Raw genomic sequence first — 21431 nt, forward strand, 5'->3', positions numbered from 1 at the left:
GGTGGCGGCACCGATCTCGCAGCTCGACCCCAACGCGACGCTGACCTACGGCGACGTCGCCATCAACAACGACATCATCGTGCTCGCCTCTCCCGAGATCGGCGGCCTGCCGGCGCCGATCGTCGGACTGGTGGCCGCCGGTGGTCTCGCCGCCGCGCTGTCCACCGCGTCCGGCCTGCTGCTGGTGATCTCCTCGGCCGTCGCCAACGACGTCTACTACAAGAAGATCAACCCGCAGGCCACCGAGAAGCAGCAGCTGATGGTGGGCCGGATCGCGATGGCTGCGGCGATCGTGGTCGCCGGCTACCTCGGCATCAACCCTCCTGGCTTCGTGGCGCAGGTGGTCGCCTTGGCCTTCGGTCTGGCCGCCGCAAGCTTCTTCCCGATCCTCGTGCTCGGCATCTTCTGGAAGAAGTGCACGGCGGCAGGGGCCGCGGCCGGCATGATCACGGGTCTGGTCATCACGATGATCTACATCTGGTGGACGATCCCGATCTGGGGAGCCAGCGAAGGCATCTGGGGCATCCCGGCCACGGGCTTCGGCACCATCGGCATGCTGATCAACTTCGCGGTGACGATCATCGTGTCGCAGTTCACCGCGAAGCCCTCCGCCGAGATGCAGGAGCTGGTCGAGGAGATCCGCTTCCCCGGTCGCACCGAGCTGGTCGCCCGGCACGCCTCCGGGGAGGACCTGCACTGACCCGTCCGACGTGACGTCCCGCACGGGACGTCGACGAGAAGACACCCGCCCGGCGGCGAGGCTCTGTTCCGGAGAACTCCGGCGCAACCCTCGCCGCCGGGTGGCGTTCCCGGCTGATGCGTGTGACCTGGGCCACTGCTGCCAGGACTAGGCTGACCAGCCAAGGACCAACCTCAACCGCCGATGCTGAATCCGGGTGCCGGCCCAGCATCCCCACCACGGACCAACCACGAGGAGACGCCGTGAGCGACCAGTCCGAGACCCTCTCCAACCTCCTGCACGAGGAGCGGAGCTTCCCGCCGCCCGCCGACCTGGCCGCGGACGCCAACGTCAAGGAGGAGGCCTACGCGCGCGCCGAGGCGGACCGGCTGGCCTTCTGGGAGCAGGCCGCCGAGCGGCTCGACTGGGGGCAGCGCTGGGACCAGGTGCTCGACTGGTCGAACCCGCCGTTCGCCAAGTGGTTCACCGGGGCCACCATCAACGCCGCGGTCAACTGCGTCGACCGCCATGTCGCCGCCGGCAAGGGCGACAAGGTCGCCTTCCACTGGGTCGGCGAGCCCGAGGGCGACACCCGCGACCTGACCTACGCCGACCTCAAGGACGAGGTCTGCAAGGCCACCAACGCCCTCATCGAGCTGGGCGTGCAGAAGGGCGACCGGGTCGCCATCTACATGCCGATGATCCCCGAGACCGCGATCGCGATGCTCGCCTGCGCCCGCCTCGGGGCCCCGCACACGGTGGTCTTCGGGGGCTTCTCGGCCGACGCGCTGGCCTCGCGGATCGAGGACTGCGACGCGCACGTCGTGATCACCTCCGACGGCGGCTACCGGCGCGGCGCCCCGTCGGCCCTCAAGCCCGCCGTCGACGAGGCCTGCGAGAAGACCGGAGACCTGGTCCGCAAGGTGCTGGTGGTCCGGCGTACCGGCCAGGACGTGGCCTGGAACGACGACCGCGACGTGTGGTGGCACGAGCTGGTCGACGCCCAGCCCGCCGAGCACGAGGCCGAGCTGCACGACTCCGAGCACCCGCTCTACGTCATGTACACCTCCGGCACCACCGGCAAGCCCAAGGGCATCCTGCACACCACCGGCGGCTATCTGGTCGGCACGTCATTCACGCACTGGGAGGTGTTCGACCTCAAGCCCGAGACCGACGTCTACTGGTGCACCGCCGACGTCGGCTGGGTCACCGGCCACTCCTACATGGTCTACGGCCCGCTGGCCAACGGCGTCACCCAGGTGATGTACGAAGGCACTCCCGACGCCCCGCACAAGGGCCGCTGGTGGGAGGTCATCCAGCAGTACGGCGTGACGATCTTCTACACCGCCCCCACGGCCATCCGGACGTTCATGAAGTGGGGCGACGACATCCCGGCGCAGTTCGACCTCTCCTCGATCCGGCTGCTCGGGTCGGTCGGTGAGTCGATCAACCCCGAGGCCTACGTCTGGTACCGCGAGCACATCGGCGCCGACCGGGCGCCCATCGTCGACACCTGGTGGCAGACCGAGACCGGCCAGATCATGATCTCGCCGCTGCCGGGCGTCACCCACGGCAAGCCCGGCTCGGCGATGACCCCGCTGCCCGGCATCTCCGCCGACGTCGTCGACGACAACGCGGTCTCGGTGCCCAACGGCTCCGGCGGCTACCTCGTCCTCACCGAGCCGTGGCCGGCGATGCTGCGCACGCTGTGGGGCGACGACCAGCGCTTCAAGGACACCTACTGGTCGCGGTGGGAAGGCCTCTACTTCGCCGGCGACGGCGCCAAGAAGGACGAGGACGGCGACGTCTGGCTGCTCGGCCGGGTCGACGACGTGATGAACGTGTCGGGCCACCGGCTGTCCACGACCGAGATCGAGTCCGCGCTGGTCTCCCACCCCAAGGTCGCCGAGGCGGCGGTCGTCGGCGCCGCCGACGACATGACCGGCCAGGCCGTGTGCGCGTTCGTGATCCTGCGCGAGTCCGCCGGCGACGGCGGCGAGGACATCGTCCAGGAGCTGCGCAACCACGTGGCTCACGAGATCGGCCCGATCGCCAAGCCGCGCCAGGTGATGGTCGTGCCCGAGCTGCCCAAGACCCGCTCCGGCAAGATCATGCGCCGGCTGCTGAAGGACATCGCCGAGCACCGCGAGGTCGGCGACGTCACCACGCTGGCCGACTCCACCGTGATGGACCTGATCAAGTCCAAGGAGGGCGGCTCGTCCTCCGACGAGTAGTCCCCACCACGATCAGGGCGGCGCACAACCCACCGGGGGGTGCGCCGCCCGTCACGTTGACGGCGGGCCCAAGATGGGGATGTTCTCCCGATGCCTGGGCGGGCGGTCCGAACGACGCTGGTGTCATCCCGGTGGCACAGGGTCGCCGGGCCGACACAAGGAGAACCACCATGAAGCGTTTCGTCATCGAGCGCGAGCCGGCGAGGACGCCGACCTTGGCGGCCTCCTGCAGGTCGCCCGCGAAGGCCAGGTCGGAGACCAGCAGCGACACCGTGAAGCCGATGCCGGCCAGGATCGCGACCCCGAACAGGTCGCGCCAGGCGAGGTCGGGGTTGAGCTCGGCATGGGTGAAGCGGGTGACCGACCACGCACCGAGCAGCACCCCGATCGGCTTGCCGAGGAGCAGGCCGGCCACGACGCCGAGCACCACCGGGTCGCGCACCAGGTCGGCTCCGCCGCTCAGCGGGACGCCCGCGGTGAGCAGCGCGAACGCCGGCACGGCGACGCCCGACGACACCGGCGCGAGGAGGTGCTCGAGGTGCTCCGCGGGGCTGTGCTCCTCGCCCTCGTCGCGACGGACCCGGGTGAGCAGACCCAGCGCGACGCCGGCGATCGTCGCGTGGATGCCGGCCTCGTGGACGCCCCACCACGCCGCCACGGCCAGCGGCACGAAGACCAGCGGGCTGCTCCACCGCAACCGCTGCCCGAGGCCGTAGGCCGCGAGCGCCAGGGCGCCGCCGGCGAGCGCGAGCAGGTGCACCTCCTCGGTGAAGAAGGTCGCGATGATGATGACGACGATCGGGTCGTCGACGACCGCCATGGTGAGCAGGAAGGCCCGCAGCGACGTCGGCAGGTTGGAGCCCACGACCGCCAGCACCGCCAGCGCGAAGGCGATGTCGGTGGCCGCAGGGATCGCCCAGCCGCCGGTCTCGCCCCCCGCGTTGACCGCGAGGTAGACCAGCGCCGGCACGGCCACGCCGCTGATCGCGGCCACCACCGGGACCGCGGCGTCGGCCGGTCGCCGCAGCGACCCGACGACGAACTCCCGCTTGAGCTCCAGCCCTGCGACGAAGAAGAACAGCGTCAGCGCTCCCTCGGCCGCCCAGTGCTCGAGGTCGAGCGGGCCGACCAGGAAGTGCCGCAACGAGTCGTACGACGGCTCCGACACGTTGGCCCAGACCAGCGCCACCGCCGCCGCGATGAGCGCCAGCGCGCCGCCGACTGTCTCCTGGCGGAACAGGTCACCGAGGAAGCTGCGCTCCCGCGGGTCGAGGTCGGGGAAGAAGCGGCGGACGAAGGACGTGTCGGACATGGGGGGCCTCCGGACGAGAGCGGGCAGCGGTCGTCGTACGTGCCGACCAGGCTTCCCGGCGCTCCGCGGCGATCCTATCGGGCCCGGGGTCCCTGGCCCGATTCGGTGGCGTGCCCTTGTGTAGGGTCGAAGCGGATCAGCGACACGGAGCGAGGGACCCATGAGCTACCCGGTCAAGGACAGCGACCCGACCATCGGTCGTCTCGTCACCGATGCCAGCCGAGACATCTCCACGCTGATCTCGCAGGAGATCCAGCTGGCCAAGTCCGAGCTGCAGGTGAGCATCAAGAACGGCGGCACCGGCCTCGGTCTGTTCGCCGCGGCCGGCTTCTTCGGCGTGATGAGCCTGATCATGCTCTCGATCGCGATCGCGTTCCTCATCAACTGGAACGGCCACGGCCTCGCGCTGCACTGGGCGTTCCTGATCGTGTTCGGCTTCTACCTCCTGCTGGCGGGGATCCTGGCGCTGGTCGGGCTGCGCAAGGTGAAGCGCGTCAAGGCCCCCGAGCGCGCGATCCACCAGGCACAGGAGACCGCCGCCGCCCTCAAGCGGAGCTGACGCGGCCCAGGGTCACCCCGCGCAGGGTCACCCCGCGCAGGCGCCCGTCGACACCGGGGCGTCGCCCTCGAGGCCCGCCGCGGCGGTCTCGCGCAGCTGGTCGGCCGTCAGCGCGTAGCCCGTCTGGCGGTCGGTCACCGACGCCGCGAAGACCAGCCCGGCCACCTCGCCGCGGGAGGTCACGATTGGCCCGCCGCTGTTGCCCGGTCGCACGTTGCCGCGCAGCGAGAAGACCTCGCGGACGACGGTGCTGCTGCCATAGATGTTGGGCGAACGGAGTCGCTGCTCGGCGCGGATCCGCGCCGTCTCGACGTCGAACGGGCCAACCAGGGGCTAGCCCAGGATGGCGACGCCGGTGCGCTCGGCGACGTCGAAGTCGAAGGGCAGCGGGTCCGCGAGCTCCTCGACGGACAGCACCGCGATGTCGAGGTCGGGGTCATAGGCCACCACCGTGGCCGACACCGGGTCGCCGCCCTCGGCGGAGACCTCGACGTCGGTCACGCCCGCCACCACGTGGGCGTTGGTCATCACCCGTCCGGGGCTGTAGAAGAAGCCCGACCCCTCCACCCCCTGGCCGCAGCGGTTCTCGCCGCGGACCTTGACCACGCTCGCACCCGCGTCGAGCACGTCGGGGTCCTTCAGCAGCCGCTGCGGGCCCGCCGGCACCGGCACGATCCGCTCCGGCGCGAAGGGCTCGAGGTAGCGGGGGAAGAAGCTCTCCCCCACCACGTTGTCGAAGGCGTGGAGCACCTGACCTGCTCGCTGGGGGAGCAGTTGGTCGACCTTGCCGAGCACGGCCGAGTCGCGCACCAGCGGGGTGATCCCGCCGAGACGTGACCCGGAGATCGCCACCCCGAGCGCCCAGGCGACCAGCAGCACGGCGGCGGCGCTGAGCAAGGCGCCCCCGACGGCGTCGACGGCACGGACCGGCTGCCAGGTGATCCGGTCGCGCAGGTGTGCGCCGGCGTACTGCATCGCAGCCTGGCCGAGCGAGGCGGCCAGGATCACGATGAACAGCGCCCCCATCGACACCCACACCGACGGCGCCGCGTCGCCGAGCGCCTTCGGCGCCAGCCAGACACCGAACAGCCCACCGAGCAGGAGGCCGGCCGTGGCGAAGGCGCCGGTGATGAAGCCCTGCCAGTAGCCGGACAGCGCGTAGGCGAAGACGAGCACGATGAGCACCCAGTCGAGCAGGTTCACCGCGGCTCCTCGGAGCGGTCATCCGCCGGGCCTTCGAGCGCGGCACGCGTGAGACCACCTTGCAGCATCGAATCGGGAAGGTCACGCACCCGGGTCTGGTCCCACGGGCGCGTCCAGCCCGCGTGGTCGAACAGCCGCGACACCACGCCCGCGGTGAAGCCCCACAGCAGCAGGTCCTTGCCCTCGCCGATCCAGAACGCCGGCCCGAGCCAGCCGGTGCGCGGGTGCCGGGTCATGAAGCGGTGCTCGGGGTCGGTCAGCTCGGCCACCGGCTCGCGGAGGACGGCGTGCACCTCGCCCGGGTCGACGACGCTCACCGGGCTCGGCTGCGCCCACCAGCCCAACACCGGCGTCACCGCGAAGTTGCTCGGGGGGAGCCACAGCTCCGGCAGCTCCGCGAAGACCTCCACGCCGGCGGCGTCCAGACCCGTCTCCTCCTCCGCCTCGCGCAGCGCCGCTGCCACGGCGTCCTCGGCGTCCTCCAGCGCCCCGCCCGGGAAGGAGACCTGCCCGGGATGGTGGCGCAGGTGGTGGGCCCGCTCGGTCAGCAGCAGGTCGGGCCCGGCCTCGGTCTCACCGAAGAGGATCAGCACCGCCCCACGACGCGGGCTGGCATCCTCCGGTGGCACCAGCCGGGTCAGGTCGGCCGCGCCGAGACCCACCGCGGCGTCTCGCACCGGAGCCAGCCAGGCCGGGATCACGAGGCCGGCCCGTCGATGTCGAGGTAGGTCGAGACGAGCTCCTGGAGCTCGCGGACGTCGGTGACCTCACGGGCCTCGAGGTGGACCACCTCGCCCTCGGCGTCGACCAGAGCGACCATCGGCAGCCCGCGCGCCACCAGGCCGGGCGGCGGGCCCTCGGTCAGGCTCTCGGGGTCGGCGAGCAGGGGGTAGGTGACGCCGGCGTCGCGGGCCAGCTCGAGGGCCGCACGGGGCTGGGTGTCCTGGAAGTCGATGCCGACCACGGCCACCCGGCCGGCGTACTCCTCCGCGAAGCGCTGGTAGACCGGCAGCTCCTCCCGGCAGGGCGGACACCACGATGCCCAGACGTTGACCACCATCGGGCCCCTCAGCGTGCCCAGCGGCACGTCGGGACCCCCACCCAGGCACGGCAGCGTCACGTCGGGCAGGCCGCCGTCGACGGCCACGCCCTGGCCGGGCGAGCAGTCGGCGATGCCGGCCTGCTTCTTCAGGGCGCGCAGCTGCGGGGTGTCGACGTCGACGCCCGACCCGCCGGCGATCAGCCCCGGGCCCTGGTCGGACGCGCAGCCGGCGAGGGTGGCCGCGAGCAGCACTCCCAGCAGCAGACGGCCGATCCTCACGCCGGGCCCTCGGTGCGAACCAGGGCGGCGGCGGTCGCGGGGTCGGTCGGTCCCTCCCCGAACGCGGGGCACCAGCGGGCCACCGGGCACGCACCGCAGGCGGGCTTCTTGGCGTGGCAGACGCGGCGGCCGTGCCAGATGAGGTGGTGGCTGAGCATGGTCCAGTCCCGCTTCGGGAAGAGCTCGCCGACCGCGTGCTCCACCTTGACCGGGTCGGTCTCGGTGGTCCAGGCGAACCTCCGGACAAGCCGCCCGAAGTGGGTGTCGACGGTGATGCCGGGCACCCCGAAGGCGTTGCCGAGCACCACGTTGGCGGTCTTGCGGCCGACTCCCGGGAGCGTGACCAGGTCGTCGAGGCGCGGCGGCACCTGGCCGTCGAAGTGCTCCACGATCGCCTGGCTGAGCTTGAGCAGCGCCTGGGTCTTCTGCCGGAAGAAGCCGAGCGGCCCGACGATCTGCTCGAGATGCTCGCGCGAGGCGCCGGCCATCGCCTCGGGGGTGGGGTAGGCCGCGAACAAGGTCGGCCGCACCGCGTTGACGCGACGGTCGGTCGTCTGCGCGCTGAGCACCGTGACGACCAGCAGCTGGAAGGGGTCGTCGAAGTCGAGCTCGCAGCGCGCGTCGGGGTAGGTCGCGGCGAGCACGCGGTCGATCTTGCGGGCGCGCCTCACCAGGGCGGTCTCGGGCACCGGACCAGGGTACGGGCAGCCGCCGACCGCCCGGGTTGCGACCGCTCGCCGCCCCTTGGACGCCGTACGACGACTGGCCGGGGACCGCGGTGCGGATGTGAGCAAAGCCACTCGCTAGGATCAGAGGACCCGGTGGCTGCCGGGAGACGGAAGGGGAGGCTCCCGTGGTCAACAACGACGTGCTTCGTCAGGCTCCGCTGTTCAGCGCCCTCGACGACGAGGCCGCCACCGCGCTGCGTGCCTCGATGACCGACACCCGGCTCCGGCGCGGGGAGGTGCTCTTCCACGAGGGCGACTCGGGCGACCGGCTCTACATCGTCACCGAGGGCAAGGTGAAGCTCGGCCGGACGTCCTCCGACGGGCGCGAGAACCTGCTGGCCATCCTCGGCCCCGGGCAGATGTTCGGCGAGCTGTCGCTGTTCGACCCCGGTCCGCGGTCGGCGACCGTGACCGCGGTGACCGACACCGTGTTCGCCTCGCTGTCCCACGAAGACCTCCTGCGTTGGCTCGACGGCCGCCCGGTCGTGGCCCGAGGGCTGCTCGCCCAGCTCGCCGGTCGACTCCGCAAGGCCAACGACGTGGTCGCCGACCTGGTGTTCTCCGACGTGCCCGGCCGGGTGGCCAAGGCACTCCTCGACCTGGCCGACCGCTTCGGCCGCACCGCCGACGACGGCATCCACGTGCACCACGACCTCACCCAGGAGGAGCTGGCCCAGCTGGTCGGCGCCTCGCGCGAGACGGTCAACAAGGCGCTCGCCGACTTCGCGTCCCGAGGCTGGCTGCGCCTGGAGCCCCGCTCCGTGGTGATCATGGAGGTCGACCGGCTCTCCCGACGGGCCCGCTGACTCCCTCGGAGATAGTCCGCTACGAATCGCACCGGTTTCCCCCGGGCGAGTGGTGCCGAACGTAGCGGACTATGGCCGCCTCGGCCGGCGCGTCGCTGCCTCGGCGAAACCGGCGCCGCGCTGACATCCGAGCAGGGCGGCTGCGACGTCGTACCTCATGAGGAGGTGACATGGTCCTGACCCGGGAGGTCGCCACGACCACGGCGGAGCGCTCGTTCGACGAGTTCGTCGCCGCGCGCGGTCGCGCCCTGGGGCGGACGGCGTACCTCCTGACCGGTGACCACCACCTCGCCGAGGACCTCCTCCAGACCGCGCTGATGCAGACCGCCCGGCACTGGGAGCGCATCCACGGCTCACCGGAGGCCTACGCCCGACGCATCCTCTACCACCAGAACATCTCCTGGTGGCGGCGCAAGCGGTGGCAGGAGAGCCCGCTGCTGGACCACGACTCCCCGGCGCCGGCCGCCGATCCCGACCTGCGGGTGACCCTCGAGGAAGCCCTGCGCCGGCTCACCGTCCGGCAGCGCACGATCCTGGTGCTGCGCTACTTCGAGGACCTCACCGAGGCCCAGACGGCCGCCGAGCTCGGCATCTCGCTCGGCGCCGTCAAGTCCATGACCCGCCAGGCCCTCGGCCGGCTGCGCACCCTCGCGCCGGAGCTGGCCGAGCTGATCGGAAGCAGTGACAGCGCATGACCGAGCGACTGAAGGAGCAGCTGCAGCGGCTGGGCGACGAGGCGCCCGAGCTGCGGCTGCCCAGCGACGCCTGGGCGCAGGGGCGCCGAGCCCGACATCGCGACCACCTGCTCACCGGGTTGCTGCTCGTGGTGGTCGTGGCGCTGGCCGGCACCTTGCTGCGGGTCACTCCGGCCTCGCGAATGGCGGCCGAGATGGTGGCCCCTCGCACCGAACCGGCGGATGGCGTCCCCGACCGGCTCCGGCCCGGCAGCGATCTCGCGGTCGCGCCAAACTTGGCGGTCGGCGTCACCAGCGTCGTCTATGTAGACCAGGAGCGCCGGGTGGTCGCGGTGGCGGCCGACAGGGGTTCCTACCGCCTTCTCCCGCTCCCACGCGGCCTGACGAGCCCCCACGGCGGGGCAGTGGCCCTGGACCGCAGCGGAACGATGCTCGCCTACACCTGGATGCGAGAGAACGACTCCGGCGGCCCGGAGGTGCTGACCGGCTTCGATGTCGCCGACCTGACGACGGGGCGCCTGCAGCGGTATCGCCTGAACGGCCGCGCGGGGATCGACGTCACGGACCTCGTCTGGAGCCCGCAGGGTCGATGGCTGGCCTGGCGGGGCCTCCAGGCCTCCCGACTCTCCAGCGACGGCGTCGGCGTGCAGGGGCGCTTCGGGCGCGAGGCCATCGGGAGGCTGGACCTCACCACCGGCGGGATCGTCCAAGAGCGCCTCCCGGCGGTCGCCGCACGAGGCATCACGGTCGACGAGGACGGGGTGGTCTGGGTGTTCGGTTCCCGGGCAACCGCGTCCAGGACCCTGCCGGGGTGGGCAAGGCGACCCGCGTCGCCGCCCGCGCCGGAGAACCTCCAGGAGTCTGCGCCCGCCTCTCCGAACGGTCGGGTCCTGCTGTTGGGCGAGGGCGGCGCGGCTGCCTCGCCGGCCATGGTGGTAGCGGGACTCCCCGGCCCGGAGTACGCCGACCTGAACCCCCAGTTCAGCGCCGGTAGCCGTGCCAGCGCCCGAACGGTCGGCTGGATCGACGACAGCCATGCCCTCGTCCAGGTCACCGGCTATGGCGACCGGGAGGGCGACTACACCCCGGTGGAGAGCCTGAGCCTGGCGATCGTCGACATCCGCGCAACCAGCGGCGACACCCGGCAGGTCACGCACATCGACGATCCCGAGTCGGTTCGACACCTCGAGGTGGCGACCGACCTGATGACGCTGGACCGCCCCACGGTCTCCCGTCCTGGACCGTGGTCGTTTGCCGGGACGCTCCTGGTGGCTGGGCTCTCCGCACTCGTGCTGGCGCTGGCCGTGGCCCTCGTCGTACGTCGGCGCCGGCTGCCCCGGCCCTGACCTGATCCCCCCTGGCGATAGTCCGCTACGTTCGGCACCAGTGGAGCCCCGCAGAGTGGTGCCGAACGTAGCGGACTATCCCACCAGGCCGCGGGAGAAGAGATAGGTGAGCTGGGCCCGGACGGAGAGCTCGGCGGCTCCCCAGAGGACCTCGTCGACGTCGGCGTAGACGATCTCCACGACGGCCCGAGGCAGCCCGCTGTCGTCGGCCAACGGGTCGGGGCCGGTGAGCGAGACGTACGTCGCCGGGTCGGCGCGCAGCTCCCGGACCGCCTCCCGCACCTGCTCGAGCCGCTCGCGCCGATGGGCCACGTAGTAGTCCAGCACCGGCAGCGCCTCGGGGATCACCGGCCCGTGGCCGGGCCAGATCGCGCTCACCTCGTGGGCCGCCGCCAGCGCGTGGAGCCGGTCCAGCGAGTCGAGATAGGCGCCGAGCCGCCCGTCGGGATGCGCGACGACGGTGGTGCCGCGGCCGAGCACCGTGTCGCCGGTCAGCACCGCCCCCTCGGCCGGCAGCAGGAAGGACAGCGAGTCCGAGGTGTGGCCGGGCGTCGCCACCACGCGCACCTCCCAGCCGCCGAGCTCGACGACATCGCCCTCGCCGAGCCCCTCCTCACCCAGCCGATGGGCCGGGTCGAGCGCGCGCACCCCGCAGCCGACGCGCTCGGCAAACGCCCGCGCGCCCTCGGAGTGGTCGGCATGCCCGTGGGTGAGCAGCACCCCGCGCACCTCGCCGGCAGCCTCCGCCACGGCGGCCAGATGGCTCTCGTCGAGCGGCCCCGGGTCCACGACGTACGACGGCCCGTCGGGCGCGCCGCGCAGCACCCAGGTGTTGGTGCCGTCGAGCGTCATGAGGCCCGGGTTGGGGGCCAGCACGCAGGCGCTCGCGGCGCCGAAGGACCCACCGGCCCACCCGGCAGGGGACGTCATGACCGCCCCTCGCCGAGGTGTGCCGCGATCAGCCCGTCGAGCCAGGGCGGGTTCGACAACGCCGGCTCCGGGTCGTCGACCAGCTCGGGCATGAACATCTCCACCATCCGTCCCTCACAGGCGGCCAGCGCCTCCTCCGGGCCGGCGTACGACGCCAGCTCGAGGCAGGTGAGATAGGTGGGCGGCAGCATCGCGATCTCCCCGGCGTCGGCGCCGGCCACCGCGCCCGCGAGCGGCAGCCAGGCCACCGCGTCGGACTCGGTCGAGACGTCGCGGGTCCGTTGGCCCGCCGGCAGCTCGGCCACGAAGAACCAGGTGCGATAGCGGCGCGGCTCGAACTCCGGGGTCAGCCAGCCCGACCAGGCGCCCAGCAGGTCGGCCCGGAGCACCAGGCCGCGCCGGCGCAGCAGGTCGGTCAGCGACAGCTCGCGGGCCTCGAGTGCCAGGCGGTCGGCCTCCCAGTCGTCGCCGGTCGTGTCGGCGACCACCGACGCACCGTCGGGCCCGGCGAGCAGGACCCCCGACTCCTCGAACGTCTCCCGCACCGCCGCACAGACCAACGCGCGGGCGAGCGCCTCGTCGACACCCAGCCGGGCGGCCCAGACCTCCGGCCCGGGGCCGGCCCAGCCGACCTCCTCGTCGTCGCGCGGGTCGACGCCGCCGCCGGGGAAGACGTACATCCCGTGGGCGAAGGCCATCCCCGAGTGTCTCCGCAGCAGGTAGACCTCGGGCCCGCCCGCCCCGGGGCGCAGCAGCGCGACGGTGGCCGCCTGCCGGGGCTCCACCGGGCTGCGCACGCCGGCGGCGTACTCCCGAGCCCGGTCGGCCAGCGCCGACGACAGGGGCAGCCGCACCTCAGACCTCGACGACCAGCTCGACCTCGACCGGCACGTCGAGCGGCAGGGAGGCGACCCCGACCGCGGACCGCGCGTGGCGACCCGCGTCGCCGAAGACCTCGCCGAGCAGCTCCGAGGCGCCGTTGGCGACCTTGGGCTGCGCGGTGAAGTCGGGCGTCGAGGCGACGAACACCACGGCCTTCACGACCCGCTTGACCGCGTCCAGCCCACCGACCTCGGCAGCCACGGCGGCCAGCGCGTTGAGGGCGCACTGCCGCGCGCACTCGTAGCCCTGCTCCTCGCTCACCTCCGCACCGAGCTTGCCGGTCGCCAGCATCGCGCCGTCACGCGCCGGGAGCTGGCCGGCGGTGAACACCAGGTTCCCGGACCGGGCCGTGGGCTGGTAGGCAGCGAGAGGAGGAACCACCTCGGGGAGCGTCAGCCCGAGCTCCGCGAGCCGCTCCTCGGGCCCGGTCACGACGCCACCGGCCGCTTGAAGTAGCCCACGAGGTTCTCGGGGTTCATGCCCGGCACGATCTGCACCAGCTCCCAGCCGTCGGCACCGAAGTTGTCGAGGATCTGCTTGGCCGCATGCACCAGGATCGGCGCGGTGAGGTACTCCCACTTGGTCATGGGGCGACCCTACTCCTGACGCCACCGTCCCCCGGACGGCCGGGAGGCGCCCGAATCCGCTTGAGCTCAACCCTGCTTGAGCTCCTAGCATCTCCTCGTGACCACCAGCCCTCCCGCCCCGAGCGCGCCGCAGGTCCGGGAGGGCCTGCTCTCCTCGCGGTACGCCGCCACCACGGCCGGGATGTTCGCACTGGTGTTCTTCTCCGCCTTCGAGGCGCTCGCGGTGACCACCGTGATGCCCGGCGTCGCCCGCGAGCTCGACGGCGTCCGCCTCTATGCCCTGAGCTTCGCCGCGCCGTTGGCCAGCGGGGTGGTCGGCATGGTGCTCACCGGGTGGTGGAGCGACCGGCGCGGGCCGGGAACGCCCCTGCTCGCCTCGATCGGCGCGTTCACCGTGGGGCTGGTCGTCTGCGGGCTCGCGCCGACGATGCCCGTCCTGGTGGCCGGACGGCTGCTGCAGGGGCTGGGGGGCGGCGGCCTCACCGTGGGGCTCTACGTGGTGGTCGGCGTGGTCTTCCCGACGGCGCTGCAACCGGCCCTGTTCGCCAGCTTCGCGGCCGCCTGGGTGCTGCCCTCGCTCGTGGGTCCCAGCGCGGCGGCCTGGGTCGCGGGCCTGGTCGGCTGGCGCTGGGTGTTCCTCGGCGTGGTCGCTCTGGTCGGCCTGGCCACGGTGCTGGTGCTGCCGGCGGTGCGCGCGCTGCCGCCCCCGACCGAACCGGACCCGGCCCGGCCGGGCGACCCCGGGGGTCGCCGTCTGGGGTGGGCCGTGGTGGCCGCCGTGGCGGTGCTCGCGCTGGACCTCGTCGGGCAGCGAGCACTGGCGCTCTCCGTGCTGGCCGGGGTCCTGGTGCTGGTCGCCGTCCGCCCGCTGGTGCCGCCGCGCACGCTGCGCGCCGCCCCGGGGCTCCCCAGCGTCATCCTGGCGCGGGGGATGCTCAGCGCCGGCTTCTTCAGCGCCGAGGCCTACCTGCCATTCGTCCTCCAGGAGCAGTGGGCGTGGTCGCCGACGTCCGCCGGTGCCGCGCTGGCGGCGGCCGGCCTGTCCTGGACACTGGCGAGCCACGTGCAGGCCCGGCTGCGGGACCGGTGGACGGACCAGCGGGCGATCCTGGTCGGCGCCGCGGGGCTCACCCTCGGCGTCGCCGGGGCGTTCGCCGCGGTCGCCCTCGACGCGCCCGCGGCGGCGCTGGTGTCGTCGTACGGCCTCTCCGCGGCGGGCATGGGGATCGGCTACCCGAGGACCAGCGTGGCCACCCTGTCCGCCTCCGACGACCGCGACCGGGGCTTCAACTCCTCCGCGCTGTCGGTGGCCGACTCACTGGGCGGCGCCCTCGCCCTCGCCGTCAGCGGCGTGCTGTTCGCCACCGAGGCGTCCTTCTCCGCGGTGTACGCCGGCGCGGTGGGCTGGGCCCTGCTCGCGGTCGTCGCCGCCACGCGGGCACGCCCGCTCCCGGCCGCCGCCTGACCCATCGTGTGCTCCAGAGGGCCCCGCCACCGGCGTGTCGAGGGACAGACCGCAGCAAACGATGGGAAAACAGCGGACGCCGCTACGACGTGGGGTGATCGCAGCGGCGTCCGAAGGGCCTCGTGGGGCCCGGGTGCCGGGCCCTCGTGCAGGCCCGATGGAGAAGTTGTATCCGGCCGTGGGCATCCCTCGGTGCGGAACACGCGTCTTCTTTACCGACCCGGCCGCCACGGCTAGACCAGAGCCTCGACGAGCGGCCGCCGCCGAGCGGCCGTGGAGCCTCTCACCCCCGACACTAGGGTGGAGACGTGGCGACGAGCGCGGCCGGCCGGGCCCCCCAGCGAGGCCCTCAGGACGACCGCTGGGCCGAGGTCCGGCTGCACGTGGTCACCGGCAAGGGCGGCACCGGCAAGTCCACCGTCGCCGCCGCGCTGGCCCTCGCCCTGGCCTCCCACGGGCGCCGGGTGCTGCTCTGCGAGGTGGAGGGCCGGCAGGGAATCGCCCGGATGTTCGACGTCGACCCGCTGCCCTACGCCGAGCGCCGGATCGCGACCGGGCTCGCGGGGGCGGACGGCCGGGCGGGCGCCGTGCACGCGCTGCACATCGACCCCGAGTCGGCGCTGATGGAGTACCTCTCGATGTACTACAAGCTCGGCCGCGCCGGCCGGGTCCTCGACCGCTTCGGCGTCGTCGAGTTCGCGACCACGATCGCCCCCGGCGTGCGCGACGTGCTGCTCACCGGCAAGGTCTACGAGGCGGTCAAGCGCAACAGCCGCAACCGCGGGGCCACCCAGTACGACGCCGTGGTGCTCGACGCGCCTCCCACCGGCCGCATCGTGCAGTTCCTCGGGGTCAACACCGAGCTGGCCGGGCTGGCGCGGATGGGACCGATCAAGCACCAGGCCGACTCGGTGATGACGCTGCTGCGCTCGCCCCGCACGGCGGTGCACCTGGTCACGCTCCTCGAGGAGATGCCGGTGCAGGAGACGGCCGACGCGATCGAGGAGCTGCGCGCAGCGGAGCTGCCCGTCGGGGCGGTCATGGTCAACCAGGTGCGACCCGACGAGCTCGACGACACCTCGCTCGCCGACGCGCTCGCGGGCAGGCTCGACGGACCGCGCATCGCGGCCGACCTGGCGGCGGCCGGCGTCGAGGCCGGCGACACCCTCGTCGCCGAGCTCACCGAGGAGGCTCGCGACCACGCCGAGCGGCGGGCACTGGAGGACGAGCAGCGGTCCCGGGTCGCCGCGCTGGACCGGCCGACGTACGAGCTGCCGCGGCTGGCCGGCGGCGTGGACCTCGGTGGGCTCTACGAGCTGGCCGCCCGGCTGCGCGAACAGGGGATGTGATGACGCCCCAGGGCGACCGACGGCGGCTCCGGGTGGGCCCGCTCGCGTCGACGGCGCGGCAGGCGCCGCCGCTCGACGTCGACGAACTGCTCGACGACCCCGACACCCGGATCATCGTGTGCTGCGGGTCCGGCGGCGTCGGCAAGACCACGACCTCGGCCGCGTTGGCGCTGCGCGCCGCCGAGCGCGGGCGCCACGTCGTCGTGCTGACGATCGACCCGGCCCGGCGGCTGGCACAGTCGATGGGCATCGAGGTGCTCGACAACACGCCCCGCCCGGTGCCAGGGCTGACCTGGCCGAAGGGCTCGCGCAAGCGACCCGTCGACGCCCCTCGGATGGACGCCATGATGCTCGACATGAAGCGCACCTTCGACGAGGTGGTCGAGAGCCAGGCCAACCCGGAGAAGGCCCAGCAGATCCTCGACAACCCCTTCTACCAGGCGCTGTCGAGCTCGTTCGCGGGCACGCAGGAGTACATGGCGATGGAGAAGCTCGGGCAGATCTCCCGCGACGCCGAACGCGACGGCAGCTACGACCTGATCGTGGTGGACACCCCGCCCTCGCGGTCGGCCCTGGACTTCCTGGACGCCCCGGAGCGGCTCTCGAGCTTCCTCGACGGACGCTTCATCCGGCTGCTGCTCGCGCCGGCCCGGGGACCCGCGCGGATGATGACCGCGGGGCTGGGCGTGGTCACCTCCACCCTGACCAAGGTGCTGGGCGCCCAGGTCCTCCAGGACATGCAGACCTTCGTGGCCGCCTTCGACACCCTGTTCGGCGGGTTCCGACAGCGCGCCCAGCAGACCTACCGGCTGCTGCAGTCGGAGGGTACGGCGTTCCTCGTGATCGCCGCGCCGGAGCCCGACGCGCTGCGCGAGGCGGCGTACTTCGTCGAGCGCCTCGGCGAGGACCAGATGCCGCTCGCCGGGCTGGTGGTCAACCGGGCGACGGCGACCTCACCGGAGGACCTCGACGCGGAGGAGGCCCTGGCCGCGGCGACGCGCCTGGACCGGAAGAGAAGCCGGTCGGCGACGGCCGGCCTGCTGCGGCTGCATGCCGACCGGATGCGGCTCGCGGAGCGGGAGGCGCGGTTGCGGGAGCGGTTCACGGCCGCCCATCCCGAGGTGCCGACCGTGGTGGTGCCGGCGCTGTCCACGGATGTGCACGACCTCGACGGGCTCCGCGAGGTGGGCACGCTACTGGCCGGCGGCTGAGCCGAGGGGTCCGTCCGATCCTCTCCTCGACGCAGCCACCGGCCAGCAGGCAGATGGGAGACGTCCGACGGTCAGAGGACCGCAGGGATCTTGCCGTGCTCCTGCTTGGCAGCCTCCAGCACGGTGCGCCACGACGCAGCGGGCCGGCGACGGAGCAGCGCACGGCGCTCACGCTCGGTCATGCCGCCCCAGACACCCCACTCGATCTGGTTGTCGAGAGCCTCGGCCAGGCACTCGGTGCGAACCGGGCAACCCCGGCACACCAGCTTGGCCTTGTTCTGCTCGGCGCCCCGCACGAAGAGCGCGTCCGGCTCCTGCTCCCGACACTTGGCCGACGAAGCCCAGTCCTCAATCCACATGATGATGTCCCCACATCCATCCGGGCCGACGACCGTCCTGGTGACAGCCGCTCTTGCCTCAGGGCAATAAGTTAAGAAAACGGTGGACTGGACAACAGGTCCGAGAGTGTCAAATGGCGTAGTCCGTTGGGACTAGGCCGCTATGGTCCGCGAAATGGGCCGGGACTAGTCCGGTCCCGTACTCTGGGGCCCATGACCCGGCCCCCGGAGGAGCGACTCTCCCCTGCCCGCGTGCTCTCGCACCTGGGCGTGATGGGCATCGTCGCCGTGGTCATGGGGGTCATCGTGGCCGGCCTCGCCATCCCGTTCGCGGGGGCGCTCGGCATCGGTGCGCAAGAGGTCGCGAAGACCATGGACAAGCTGCCGCAGGAGCTCGAGACCGAGCCGCTGGCCCAGCGCACCAAGATCCTCGACGCCGACGGCGACACGATGGCGGTCATCTACGACCAGAACCGCATCAACGTCTCGCTCAAGAACGTGTCCGCCCGGATGCGCGAGTCGATCATCTCGATCGAGGACTACCGCTTCTACGAGCACGGCGCCCTCGACCTGAAGGGCACGCTGCGCGCGCTGATCAAGAACAAGGCCACCGGGCAGCAGGTCCAGGGCGGGTCCTCGATCACCCAGCAGATGGTCAAGCTGACCCTGGTCCAGCAGGCGAAGAACAAGGAGGAGCGGCTCGCCGCCACCGACGACACCTACGCCCGCAAGCTCCGCGAGCTGCGCTACGCCATCGCCATCGAGGAGCAGCACTCCAAGGACTGGATCCTGGAGCGCTACCTCAACATCGCCTACTTCGGCGACGGGGCCTACGGCGTGCAGGCGGCCGCCAAGCACTACTTCGGCACCGATGCCAAGCGGCTGAGCCTGCGCCAGGCGGCGATGCTGGCGGGGCTGGTCCGCAACCCCAACGGCTACGACCCCACCCGCTACCCCGACAAGGCCCTGGAGCGGCGCAACGTCGTGCTGCAGCGGATGGCCGACCTGAAGGTGATCACCCAGGCCGAGGCCGACCGGGTGAAGGACAAGGACCTCGGGCTGCACGTGCAGCCGGAGAACAACGGCTGCCTCGACTTCAGCGCCCAGTTCTTCTGCGACTACGTCCTCAACTACCTCTACCAGGACAAGGACCTCGGCAAGACGGTCAAGCAGCGCAAGCAGCTGCTCAAGACCGGTGGCCTGACCATCCACACCACGATGAACCCGAAGTACCAGAAGGCCGCGGAGACCTCCGTGGCCAACCACGTCTACGCCACCGACCCGGCGGTCGGCGGGCTGGCTCTGGTCCGACCGGGCACCGGCGAGGTGCTCGCCCTGGCTCAGTCGCGGCCGATGGGCTTCGACGCCAAGAAGGGCGAGACGTTCCTCAACTTCACGATCCCCAAGGAGCTCGGCGGGGCCGCGGGCTTCCAGCCGGGGTCGACGTTCAAGGCGTTCACACTCGCCTCGGCGATCTCCGACGGCGTCCCGCTCGACTACACCATCCAGTCGCCGGGCATGATCATCTCCAACCAGGACCAGTACCTCAACTGCCGCGACAAGCCCGCCGCCTACGGCGATGAGGACTACGCGAACTACGACATCTCCTACAACGCCAGCGGCGGGCCACGGACGCTCTGGGACGGCACCCAGGACTCCGTCAACACCTTCTATCTCCAGCTCGAGGGCTACACCAACCTCTGCCAGCCCTACCGGCTGGCCAAGAAGCTCGGGGTCAATCTCGACCACCCGCGGCCGACCGAGGACAACGGCAACTTCGAGATGGCGCCCACGTTCACCCTGGGCGTCCCCGACGCCAGCCCGCTGGAGATGGCCGAGGCCTACGCCACCTTCGCCGCGCACGGCAAGCACTGCGACAGCCGGCCGGTCAGCTCGATCGACGACGCCGACGGCAAGACCCTGAAGAAGTACCCCGCGGAGTGCCAGCAGATCCTCGACGCCGGAGTCGCCGACGCCGTCGCCAAGATCATGGAGGGCGTCATCAACGGAGGTTTCGCCTCGGCCCAGCGGCTGCGGGTGCCGGCCGCCGGCAAGACCGGCACCACCCAGGGCCAGAAGGCCGTGTGGTTCCTCGGCTTCACCCCCGAGGCCGCGGCCGCCTCGATGGTCGCCGGCGTCAACGCCAAGGTGCAGCCGACCACCCTCCAGGGCAAGGTCGTGCACGGCTCCTACATCTCCTCGGCCAGCGGCTCGGCCTACGCCGCACCGCAGTGGGGCGACCTGATGCGGGTGGTCGCCGAGGACCTCGACTACGTCGACTTCCCGACGCCCGACCTGAGCGGCGTCAAGCCCGCACCGATGACGTCGGTTCCGTCGGTCACCGGGCTGACCGTGTCCGAGGCGATCTCCCTGCTCCACTCGCAGGGGCTCAAGGCCGCGATCGACGTGCACGTGACCCACTCCTACTCCGCGAGCGAGTCGGTGCGGATCTCCTATCCCGCCCCCGGCGCCTCCGTCCTCAAGGGCGGCATGGTGCTGCTGGTGCCCTCCTCCAACGCCCCCGCGCCTCCCAAGAAGGGCAAGAAGAACAAGCACGGCGGCCGCGGAAACAACGGCGGGGGCAACGGCGGCGGCAACGGCGGCGGGGGTGGCGGCGGACGCCGCTGACCGGCGACGCGCGGGAGATGGCCGCGCGACCTGCCCGAGAGCGCGCCCCGACGTGCGGAGGAGGGTGTCGCGACACCGTGGTCAGCCGAGCTGCCGGCGTACCTCCGCGGCGACGGCGGCGCCGTCGGCACGACCCTTGGTCTGCGGCGTGAGCACGCCCATCACCTTGCCCATCGCGCGCATGCCCTCGCCGGCGGCTCCGGTCTGGGCGATGGCTGCCGTCACCAGGTCGGCGATCTCGGCCTCACCGAGCTGGGCCGGCAGATAGTCGGCGATCACCTCGGCCTCGGCCTGCTCCTTCGCCGCCATCTCGGCGCGCCCGCCCTCGGTGAACGCAGCGACCGCCTCCCGGCGCTTCTTGGCCTCGCTCGAGAGCACCCCCACGATGTCGTCGTCGGAGAGCTCCCGCGCCTCCTTGCCGGCCACCTCGGCATTGGTGATCGCGGTCAGGACCATGCGCAGGGTGCTCGAGCGCACCTCGTCGCGGGCCTTCATCGCGGCGGTCAGGTCGGTGCGGAGCCGGTCCTTGAGGGCACTCATGGAGGCCATTGTGGCAGTGCCGTCCACGGTGGCCCGTGGCCGCCAAAGGCAGCGACCGACTCGTTGACGCCGGGAACCGGGCGTGGTTGATTGTCGGGACGCCCCACATCCATCTCGGGAGGACCCATGGGACCGCTGCGCCGCCTGCTCGTCCGACTCGCGCTGATCGCGTTGGTCGGGTCGTCGATCATCGGCATCTCCACCGAGGCGTCGTACGCCTCGGCGTCCGCGTGCCCCGGGGGCGCCAGCGCGTTCCCCCATGACCTGCTCGGCGGACCCGTCTTCAACAAGGCCGGCGACACCGTGCTCGCGCACTTCGAGCCGTACTCCGACAACGACGGCAAGCTGTGCGTGATGCTGCAGGCAGACAAGTGGCGCGGCACACCGCACTACATGAGCATCAGGCTCTGCAAGACCTGGGGCGACACCAGCACCTGCGGCGCCGCCGACGCCGGCAACTTCAGCTACTACGCCGGCCCGGTGGTGCGGGACTTCAACCAGGCGAACCACTGCTACTGCGCCAAGGTGGTCGTGAAGCGACCCAACGGGACCGTCGCAGCCAGCGGGTTCCACTACATCGTCAGCAACTGAGGCCGCGAGCTCCGGGCTCCCGGCGCG

General features: G+C 72.1%; 23 protein-coding genes. 11 read left to right on the forward strand and 12 right to left on the reverse strand.

Annotation, left to right across the window (positions count from 1 at the left end):
- Position 1: 1 nt before the first annotated feature.
- Together R2740_RS11355 and acs are read left to right on the forward strand one after the other, a co-directional pair.
- Positions 2 to 700 (forward strand): hypothetical protein, encoded by a 699-nt coding sequence (locus tag R2740_RS11355; protein WP_371302793.1) that lies wholly within the window; start codon positions 2 to 4, stop codon positions 698 to 700.
- A 242-nt stretch (positions 701 to 942) separates the two neighbouring features.
- The gene (gene acs, locus R2740_RS11360; RefSeq protein ID WP_371302794.1) at positions 943 to 2913 is read left to right on the forward strand and encodes an acetate--CoA ligase; all 1971 of its coding nucleotides are present in this window, start codon (positions 943 to 945) and stop codon (positions 2911 to 2913) included.
- Here acs and nhaA read toward each other — a convergent pair.
- Complete coding sequence (gene nhaA / locus R2740_RS11365; protein ID WP_371302795.1) at positions 2876 to 4225, reverse strand: Na+/H+ antiporter NhaA; 1350 nt, start codon at positions 4223 to 4225, stop codon at positions 2876 to 2878. The two genes, acs and nhaA, sit on opposite strands and share 38 nt — an antisense overlap.
- 160 nt (positions 4226 to 4385) lie before the next feature.
- Between nhaA and R2740_RS11370 the strand changes: the two genes are divergently transcribed.
- Positions 4386 to 4784 carry a phage holin family protein gene (locus R2740_RS11370; protein WP_371302796.1) on the forward strand — a complete coding sequence of 133 codons (399 nt, stop codon included), beginning with the start codon at positions 4386 to 4388 and terminating at the stop codon, positions 4782 to 4784.
- Between the two features lie 27 nt (positions 4785 to 4811).
- On the opposite strand, the gene R2740_RS11375 is transcribed toward R2740_RS11370, so the two are convergent.
- The 5 genes from R2740_RS11375 to nth form a co-directional block, all read right to left on the reverse strand.
- A complete protein-coding gene (locus R2740_RS11375) occupies positions 4812 to 4967 on the reverse strand; it encodes a hypothetical protein (protein ID WP_371302797.1) in 156 nt (51 codons plus the stop codon).
- Positions 4968 to 5117: 150 nt separating this feature from the next.
- Complete coding sequence (locus R2740_RS11380; RefSeq protein ID WP_371302798.1) at positions 5118 to 5987, reverse strand: MarP family serine protease; 870 nt, start codon at positions 5985 to 5987, stop codon at positions 5118 to 5120.
- Positions 5984 to 6664 carry a CoA pyrophosphatase gene (locus tag R2740_RS11385; protein WP_371302799.1) on the reverse strand — a complete coding sequence of 227 codons (681 nt, stop codon included), beginning with the start codon at positions 6662 to 6664 and terminating at the stop codon, positions 5984 to 5986. The genes R2740_RS11380 and R2740_RS11385 overlap by 4 nt, the downstream gene beginning before the upstream one ends.
- A gap of 20 nt (positions 6665 to 6684) precedes the next feature.
- Positions 6685 to 7308 carry a TlpA family protein disulfide reductase gene (locus R2740_RS11390; protein ID WP_371302800.1) on the reverse strand — a complete coding sequence of 208 codons (624 nt, stop codon included), beginning with the start codon at positions 7306 to 7308 and terminating at the stop codon, positions 6685 to 6687.
- Positions 7305 to 7997 (reverse strand): endonuclease III, encoded by a 693-nt coding sequence (gene nth, locus R2740_RS11395; RefSeq protein WP_371302801.1) that lies wholly within the window; start codon positions 7995 to 7997, stop codon positions 7305 to 7307. Before nth ends, R2740_RS11390 begins: the two co-directional genes overlap by 4 nt.
- 164 nt (positions 7998 to 8161) lie before the next feature.
- On the opposite strand from nth, the gene R2740_RS11400 reads away from it, so the two are divergent.
- From R2740_RS11400 to R2740_RS11410, 3 genes are all read left to right on the forward strand, one after another.
- Positions 8162 to 8842, forward strand: coding sequence for a Crp/Fnr family transcriptional regulator (locus R2740_RS11400; protein WP_371302802.1), 681 nt, complete (start codon positions 8162 to 8164; stop codon positions 8840 to 8842).
- Between the two features lie 170 nt (positions 8843 to 9012).
- Positions 9013 to 9537, forward strand: coding sequence for a SigE family RNA polymerase sigma factor (locus R2740_RS11405; protein WP_371302803.1), 525 nt, complete (start codon positions 9013 to 9015; stop codon positions 9535 to 9537).
- On the forward strand, positions 9534 to 10883 hold the full coding sequence (locus tag R2740_RS11410; RefSeq protein WP_371302804.1) for a hypothetical protein: 1350 nt from the start codon (positions 9534 to 9536) through the stop codon (positions 10881 to 10883). Before R2740_RS11405 ends, R2740_RS11410 begins: the two co-directional genes overlap by 4 nt.
- A gap of 75 nt (positions 10884 to 10958) precedes the next feature.
- Here R2740_RS11410 and R2740_RS11415 read toward each other — a convergent pair whose 3' ends face one another.
- Genes R2740_RS11415 through R2740_RS11430 form a run of 4 tightly spaced genes read right to left on the reverse strand, consistent with a single transcriptional unit; the run spans position 10959 to position 13282 of the window.
- Positions 10959 to 11813: an MBL fold metallo-hydrolase gene (locus tag R2740_RS11415; RefSeq protein WP_371302805.1), complete on the reverse strand. Its 855-nt coding sequence runs from the start codon at positions 11811 to 11813 to the stop codon at positions 10959 to 10961.
- Positions 11810 to 12667 (reverse strand): NUDIX hydrolase, encoded by an 858-nt coding sequence (locus R2740_RS11420; RefSeq protein WP_371302806.1) that lies wholly within the window; start codon positions 12665 to 12667, stop codon positions 11810 to 11812. The genes R2740_RS11415 and R2740_RS11420 overlap by 4 nt, the downstream gene beginning before the upstream one ends.
- Position 12668: 1 nt before the next feature.
- A complete protein-coding gene (locus R2740_RS11425; protein ID WP_371302807.1) occupies positions 12669 to 13127 on the reverse strand; it encodes a RidA family protein in 459 nt (152 codons plus the stop codon).
- Entirely contained in the window at positions 13124 to 13282 is a 159-nt protein-coding gene (locus R2740_RS11430; protein ID WP_371302808.1) for a DUF4177 domain-containing protein, read from the reverse strand. The genes R2740_RS11425 and R2740_RS11430 overlap by 4 nt, the downstream gene beginning before the upstream one ends.
- Positions 13283 to 13379: 97 nt before the next feature.
- Here R2740_RS11430 and R2740_RS11435 point away from each other — a divergent pair, with 97 nt between their 5' ends.
- The 3 genes from R2740_RS11435 (at position 13380) to R2740_RS11445 (ending at position 17307) form a co-directional block, all read left to right on the forward strand.
- Positions 13380 to 14747 carry an MFS transporter gene (locus R2740_RS11435; RefSeq protein ID WP_371302809.1) on the forward strand — a complete coding sequence of 456 codons (1368 nt, stop codon included), beginning with the start codon at positions 13380 to 13382 and terminating at the stop codon, positions 14745 to 14747.
- 383 nt (positions 14748 to 15130) lie between these two features.
- Positions 15131 to 16096 (forward strand): ArsA-related P-loop ATPase, encoded by a 966-nt coding sequence (locus R2740_RS11440; RefSeq protein ID WP_371302949.1) that lies wholly within the window; start codon positions 15131 to 15133, stop codon positions 16094 to 16096.
- Positions 16096 to 17307: an ArsA family ATPase gene (locus R2740_RS11445; protein ID WP_371302810.1), complete on the forward strand. Its 1212-nt coding sequence runs from the start codon at positions 16096 to 16098 to the stop codon at positions 17305 to 17307. Before R2740_RS11440 ends, R2740_RS11445 begins: the two co-directional genes overlap by 1 nt.
- 71 nt (positions 17308 to 17378) lie before the next feature.
- Here the strand turns inward: R2740_RS11445 and R2740_RS11450 are convergent, their stop codons facing one another.
- Positions 17379 to 17669: a WhiB family transcriptional regulator gene (locus tag R2740_RS11450; protein WP_371302950.1), complete on the reverse strand. Its 291-nt coding sequence runs from the start codon at positions 17667 to 17669 to the stop codon at positions 17379 to 17381.
- A 189-nt stretch (positions 17670 to 17858) separates the two neighbouring features.
- Between R2740_RS11450 and R2740_RS11455 the strand changes: the two genes are divergently transcribed.
- The gene (locus tag R2740_RS11455; RefSeq protein WP_371302811.1) at positions 17859 to 20273 is read left to right on the forward strand and encodes a penicillin-binding protein; all 2415 of its coding nucleotides are present in this window, start codon (positions 17859 to 17861) and stop codon (positions 20271 to 20273) included.
- A gap of 81 nt (positions 20274 to 20354) precedes the next feature.
- Here R2740_RS11455 and R2740_RS11460 read toward each other — a convergent pair whose 3' ends face one another.
- Positions 20355 to 20813 (reverse strand): GatB/YqeY domain-containing protein, encoded by a 459-nt coding sequence (locus R2740_RS11460; protein WP_371302812.1) that lies wholly within the window; start codon positions 20811 to 20813, stop codon positions 20355 to 20357.
- 126 nt (positions 20814 to 20939) lie between these two features.
- On the opposite strand from R2740_RS11460, the gene R2740_RS11465 reads away from it, so the two are divergent.
- Complete coding sequence (locus R2740_RS11465; RefSeq protein WP_371302813.1) at positions 20940 to 21404, forward strand: hypothetical protein; 465 nt, start codon at positions 20940 to 20942, stop codon at positions 21402 to 21404.
- Positions 21405 to 21431 lie beyond the last annotated feature (27 nt).

The sequence above is a fragment of the Nocardioides sp. genome, assembly GCF_041393715.1.
Taxonomy (GTDB): Bacteria; Actinomycetota; Actinomycetes; order Propionibacteriales; family Nocardioidaceae; genus Nocardioides.